This is a genomic window from Parvimonas sp. M20 (assembly GCF_035282425.1).
GTDB lineage: Bacteria > Bacillota > Clostridia > Tissierellales > Peptoniphilaceae > Parvimonas.
On record NZ_JAYKBQ010000028.1, the window covers coordinates 1 to 5,320 of the forward strand.

Below are 5,320 nucleotides of genomic sequence, written 5' to 3' on the forward strand. Positions count from 1 at the left end.
CGATGCATAGCTTTGTGAACGGATAGGGTTCTTATTGCGAAGCAACAAGGTTCCCGGGCACCCGCCCGATGCATAGCATCGTGGATGGGTGGGGTTCTTATTATCTTTTTACCTTACTTATTAAATTTTATTTTCTATATAAGCTTAAGCAAACTAAATATTGAAAACATAATCAAAGCTATTACTACACCTGTTCTGACAGCGTTTTTAACTTTAATATCTTTCAAAAATATACTTGAAATTAAAACAACCACATTAACAATCAAAAAAAACACTTTAACTTTATATTTTAAATCCATCTATTCAACCTCCTTAAAATATAGACTAAATATGTCATATACAGCTATCTGTTATAACTTTATTATACTACCACTTTTTGTATATCAATGGTTTTTATGAATAATTTAATAAATTAAACTCAGCTTTTTTATTGCGAAGCAACAAGGTTCCCGGGTACCCTCTCGATGCATAGCATCGTAGATGAGTGGGGTTCTTATTTTTCACATATTCCTTCCAACAAGAAAATTTTAAAATCAATCTCCTTACTTCTTCCATTCCATAAAATTTCATAATTTTTTGGAATAAATGATGCTCTTTTAAAGTAATTTTCCATTTCTTTTCTTGAAAAACCATCATGCCCATCAAAGTTTGGAAAATCCTTATGGAAGTCCGGAGAAACTGTATCTAAATCCATTATAATTATTTTCCCATTCTCTTTCAAATGCTCTCTTAACAATTTAAGCTCTGCATCTACATCTACAATATGATGAAAAGCAGTTAAACTGTAAATTATATCGTATTTTTCATTCGAATTATCCAAAAAATTTTCATCATTTATACTGATATTTTCTATTTCCATTTCATTTATTCTCTTTAAAGACTCATCTCTCATCTTTAAAGAAGTATCCATACAATCAATATGTTTTAAATCTTTAGATAATAAAGTTGCAAGAAGTCCATCTCCCGATCCGATTTCAAGAGCCTTTTTCTCTTTCAGATTTTTTCCTAAATACTTGAACATTTTTTCGTATATGGTAAAAGTTCTATTTTTTCTCTCTTCAGTATTCCAAACTTTAGCAACTTCATCAAAATAATTACTCATACTACCCCCTAAATTTAAATAATAAGTTAATCAAGATTTTCTAGAAAACCAAGGGATACATCTATTTGTCCTCTTACAATATTCAAGATATTCCTCTCCAAAAATATCTTTAAGCCATATTTCTTCCGTATTTTTCACTAAAATTGACAAAAGAGCCCAATAAATTGGAATTGTAATTAAAAAATATAAATTATTGAAAACAAAACAAATGCCCCAACAAAGAAACATAAAAGCTGAATAAATCGGATTTCTTACAACCGAAAAAACTCCCGTAGTTACCAATTTTAGTTCCTTTATATTCTTAGAAATTCTTGAATTAATAACTGCAGAAACCCACAGTCCAATACCTATAACTATACATAAAATACCTATAATTATAAAAGGAATTTTAAAAAAAGAAATTTCTCCATTTTTAAAATAACCCTTATTTTGTAAAAATATTAAAATACTTGTTACAATCAGTATAATACCCACATATATTGGTCCAATTCCTAAAACTGATAACTTTTCTCTTTTCATAATTTACTCCTTAAAATTTAGGAAATCTAAAATAATAGTAATCATTTCCTTCCATAAATTCAGTTTTTATAAAACTTCTATTAACATAAAACTTTTCAGCTCTGTAATTATCTTTATGAACCCCTAATGCAATAGGTCTTATTCCATATTCTTCATAACATTTAGAAATGACTTGTTCTAAAATATAGGAACCTATCCCACGACCTCTATATCTTTTATCGATAATAAATCCCATAAGTCTATAGAAAGGCTCTTTTTTCATTATTTCAGGGTCTGTACTCCATTCAATAGCTTCCCATAACAATATAATACCTATATATTTTTCATCATATTTAATTGCATAAGTATGACCTATACAATTATGTTCTATTCCATATTTCGTTATTTCCAAAATTACATCTAACGAATCTACAAAATCTTCACTAATATCATCTCTTAAAATATTTTTTAAAAACCGCGAATTATCTTCACTTACATGCTCAATATTTATATTTTCATTTATCATAATTAACTCCTATTATTTATGATTCATTTTTAAAAAATCATTTATTTCCTTTATACTTTTTTTATTTGCTTCTTTATTACCTGCTTTCGTGCCTCCAGTTTTAATGGTATAGCCAGAGAATTTTTGTTCTCCGTCTCAAAAGAATATATGACCTGCATTTTCATAAGAACAAATTTTCACATCCTCTTTTTGACTTTTTATAATATTTGACATTTCAAAACTATTCCACATTTGGTCATCTTTTCCTGAAATTAATAGAATATTAGCTTTTGTATCCTTAACAGGAATCAATTTTTCTTTGGCTGATGAATCTCTTTCTACTGTAGTTTCATAAGTTGCTTTATATGATATTGGTTCACTATATGAAAAATCTCCCCTTTTAAGATCTATAAATGGTAACTCTTTACCTTTCCAAGTCCAAGAAGAACCGTAATTTGCAAAATCTAAACCAGAAAAATTATATGAAGAAGGTGCAATTAAAACAAGATTAGAAATCTCTTTATATTTTGTTGCTAAATTTAAAGCATATTCTGCACCTTTTGAAGCTCCTAGTACTGTTATTGGAGTGTTTTCATTGATATTAGAATGAATATAGTCTAGTACATCTTCAAATTGTTCTAAAGGTATTTTTACTAAAGTTTTTTGTTGATTTTTAGCCCCAAACATAAAAACGGATAGCGTTTCATAACCCTCTTTTGCCAATCTTAATGCTTCATTAAAATTTGGACTTCCTTCAGAGCCACCATAACAAACTATAACTCCTTTATAAAGTTTGTTTTTTGGAATAAGATGAAAACCCTGAAAAGTGTTGTTATTAACATACTTTATATTGATATTATCTATATTCGTTGAATATGAATTTTTATCTGAAACACCTTTTGCTACATCATACATTCTTTCAACCTCTATTTTATACTTATACTCTTTATAGATTTTTACTCCAAATATTATTCCTAAAATTACAATAAAAGCCAAAAATGTGGATATTACTTTCATTTTCATAAAAACACCTCCCAAATAAACAATTATTTAATATAAATATATCACAACTGTATAACAATATCAACTAGAAATAAATATAAACAAAATTTCAAGTTTATTTCCCATTAACGTCAAGACCTCAAACAAAGATTTCTCCCTTATACATCATCTTGAGCGTAGTCAATCTAGCCCTAACTTAGATTATTTACTTGTAAATAATCTATAGTAGGTCTGACGCAAAGATTGTCCAAATCTTTGATTTGGGTACAATCAACTGTGGAGATCTCACACTTTTGTTGAAAACAAAAGTGAATGTATCGAAGATACACAAATGTAAAAACTTTCAATTTTTTTGCATAAAAAAAGAATGCCTATATTTCTATAAACATTCTTGTTTTCAAATTTAAAAACTATTTAGCGTAGTCAACAATTCTTGTTTCCCTAATTAAATTAACTTTAATTGTTCCAGGATACTCAAGTTCTTCTTGTATTTTCTTAATAATTTCTTTTGAAGTTAATAACATTTTATCTTCGTCAATAACTTCCGGTTTAACCAATACTCTTATTTCACGTCCTGCTTGAATTGCAAAAGATTTTTCAATTCCATCAAATGAATTTGCAATTGCTTCCAGATTTTCCAAACGCTTAATATAATTTTCAACAGATTCGCGTCTTGCACCAGGTTTTGCAGCTGAAATAGCATCTCCTGCTTGAACCAAAAGTGCTTCAACAGTTGAAGGTTCAACATCATTGTGATGTGCTTCAATACAATGGATAACTTCACGTTTTTCTTTATATTTTTTAGCCATTTGAACGCCTAACTCAACGTGATTTCCTTCCATTTCGTGATCTATAGCCTTACCTATATCATGTAATAGACCACCTCTTTTGGCAATCTTAACATCAGCTCCAATATCAGCAGCTATCATCCCTGCCATATGTGCAACTTCTATTGAATGTTTTAAAACATTTTGTCCATAAGAAGTTCTGTACTTTAATCTTCCTAAAAGTTTTACAAGTTCAGGATGTAATCCATGAATATTAGTTTGATCACAAGCATCTTCTCCTGCAATTCTAATACTATTTTCAACTTCCTGTCTTGATTTTTCAATCATTTCTTCAATTCTTGTTGGATGAATTCTTCCGTCGTTAATCAATTTTTCAAGAGAAAGTCTTGCAATCTCTCTTCTAACCGGATCAAAAGAAGATAAAACAACAGCTTCCGGAGTATCGTCAATAATTAAATCTACTCCTGTCAAACTTTCAAATGTTCTTATATTTCTTCCTTCTCTACCTATAATTCTACCCTTCATTTCATCATTAGGTAAAGTTACAACACTAACTGTAGATTCTGCAACATGATCTGCTGCGTATCTTTGAATAGCTGTTCCAATAATATATCTGGCATTTTTTTCTGCATTATCTTTCGCATTCTGTTCTATTTCTCTTATGATATTTGCAGCATCTTTTATACTTTCCTGTCTAACTTCTTCAAGTATAATTTCTTTAGCTTCTTCAGATGATATATTGGCAACTCTTTCAAGTTCTTCTTTTTGCTTTTCAACTAATTTTTCAATTTCAGTTTCTTTAACTTCTAAAGCCTTTAATTCTTTATTTAAACGTTCATTTTTCTTATCTAAATTCTCATTTTTCTTATCTAAATTTTCTTCTTTAGTAATCAAACGACGTTCCAATTTTTGAATTTCATTTCTTCTCTCTCTGTTTTCCTTATCGCTTTCTTGCTTAATTCTATGAGCTTCTTCTTTAGCTTCAACTAATTTTTCTTTTTTCTTAGTTTCAGCCTCTTTAATAGCATCTTCAACAATTTTTTTAGCATGATTTTCGGCACCATTAATTAATTTTTCAGAAGTAAATCTTCTAAAAACATATCCAATAACCACTCCTACGATTAAAAAAACAGGCATTAATAAAAATTCCATTGGCATTAGTTTCACACCTCCTTTTATTAAATTTTCAAGTTACAATTATCAAATTATTATTCCTTAAAATTAAAAGTGATTTCTCACAATTAATATTTTACAACTTTTTTAGTATTTTGTCAATTTAACAAATTGTATTAAAAATGTATTAATTTTAATAATATATTTTCATTAAATCAAAAAATGACGGCATAAATTGATGTGAACCCCTAAATCCGGACAAAGGATTTGGGGGTTTTTGTATGTCAAAATATGATATAAAATTAAAAATAA

At 28.4% G+C, this 5,320-nt stretch carries 6 protein-coding genes; all 6 read right to left on the reverse strand.

Going from position 1 to position 5,320, the window contains the following annotated elements; genetic code table 11:
* Positions 1-134 precede the first annotated feature (134 nt).
* Positions 135-299 carry a hypothetical protein gene (locus VJI93_RS08050; RefSeq protein ID WP_324000406.1) on the reverse strand — a complete coding sequence of 55 codons (165 nt, stop codon included), beginning with the start codon at positions 297-299 and terminating at the stop codon, positions 135-137.
* 194 nt (positions 300-493) lie between these two features.
* Positions 494-1,102: a class I SAM-dependent DNA methyltransferase gene (locus VJI93_RS08055; protein WP_324000405.1), complete on the reverse strand. Its 609-nt coding sequence runs from the start codon at positions 1,100-1,102 to the stop codon at positions 494-496.
* Positions 1,103-1,132: 30 nt separating this feature from the next.
* The gene (locus VJI93_RS08060; RefSeq protein ID WP_324000404.1) at positions 1,133-1,621 is read right to left on the reverse strand and encodes a methyltransferase family protein; all 489 of its coding nucleotides are present in this window, start codon (positions 1,619-1,621) and stop codon (positions 1,133-1,135) included.
* Positions 1,622-1,631: 10 nt separating this feature from the next.
* Positions 1,632-2,126: a GNAT family N-acetyltransferase gene (locus VJI93_RS08065; RefSeq protein WP_324000403.1), complete on the reverse strand. Its 495-nt coding sequence runs from the start codon at positions 2,124-2,126 to the stop codon at positions 1,632-1,634.
* 135 nt (positions 2,127-2,261) lie between these two features.
* Entirely contained in the window at positions 2,262-3,128 is an 867-nt protein-coding gene (locus VJI93_RS08070) for an acyl-CoA thioester hydrolase/BAAT C-terminal domain-containing protein (protein ID WP_324000402.1), read from the reverse strand.
* A gap of 389 nt (positions 3,129-3,517) precedes the next feature.
* Positions 3,518-5,053 (reverse strand): ribonuclease Y, encoded by a 1,536-nt coding sequence (gene rny, locus VJI93_RS08075; protein WP_324000401.1) that lies wholly within the window; start codon positions 5,051-5,053, stop codon positions 3,518-3,520.
* Positions 5,054-5,320 lie beyond the last annotated feature (267 nt).

What these genes read in the sequence shown, in the direction of transcription:
- VJI93_RS08060 (WP_324000404.1), bottom strand. Translation starts at nt 1,621, where the DNA reads ATGAAAAGAGAAAAGTTATCAGTTTTAGGAATTGGACCAATATATGTG.
- VJI93_RS08070 (WP_324000402.1), bottom strand. Translation starts at nt 3,128, where the DNA reads ATGAAAATGAAAGTAATATCCACATTTTTGGCTTTTATTGTAATTTTA.
- VJI93_RS08055 (WP_324000405.1), bottom strand. Translation starts at nt 1,102, where the DNA reads ATGAGTAATTATTTTGATGAAGTTGCTAAAGTTTGGAATACTGAAGAG.
- VJI93_RS08050 (WP_324000406.1), bottom strand. Translation starts at nt 299, where the DNA reads ATGGATTTAAAATATAAAGTTAAAGTGTTTTTTTTGATTGTTAATGTG.
- rny (WP_324000401.1), bottom strand. Translation starts at nt 5,053, where the DNA reads ATGCCAATGGAATTTTTATTAATGCCTGTTTTTTTAATCGTAGGAGTG.
- VJI93_RS08065 (WP_324000403.1), bottom strand. Translation starts at nt 2,126, where the DNA reads ATGATAAATGAAAATATAAATATTGAGCATGTAAGTGAAGATAATTCG.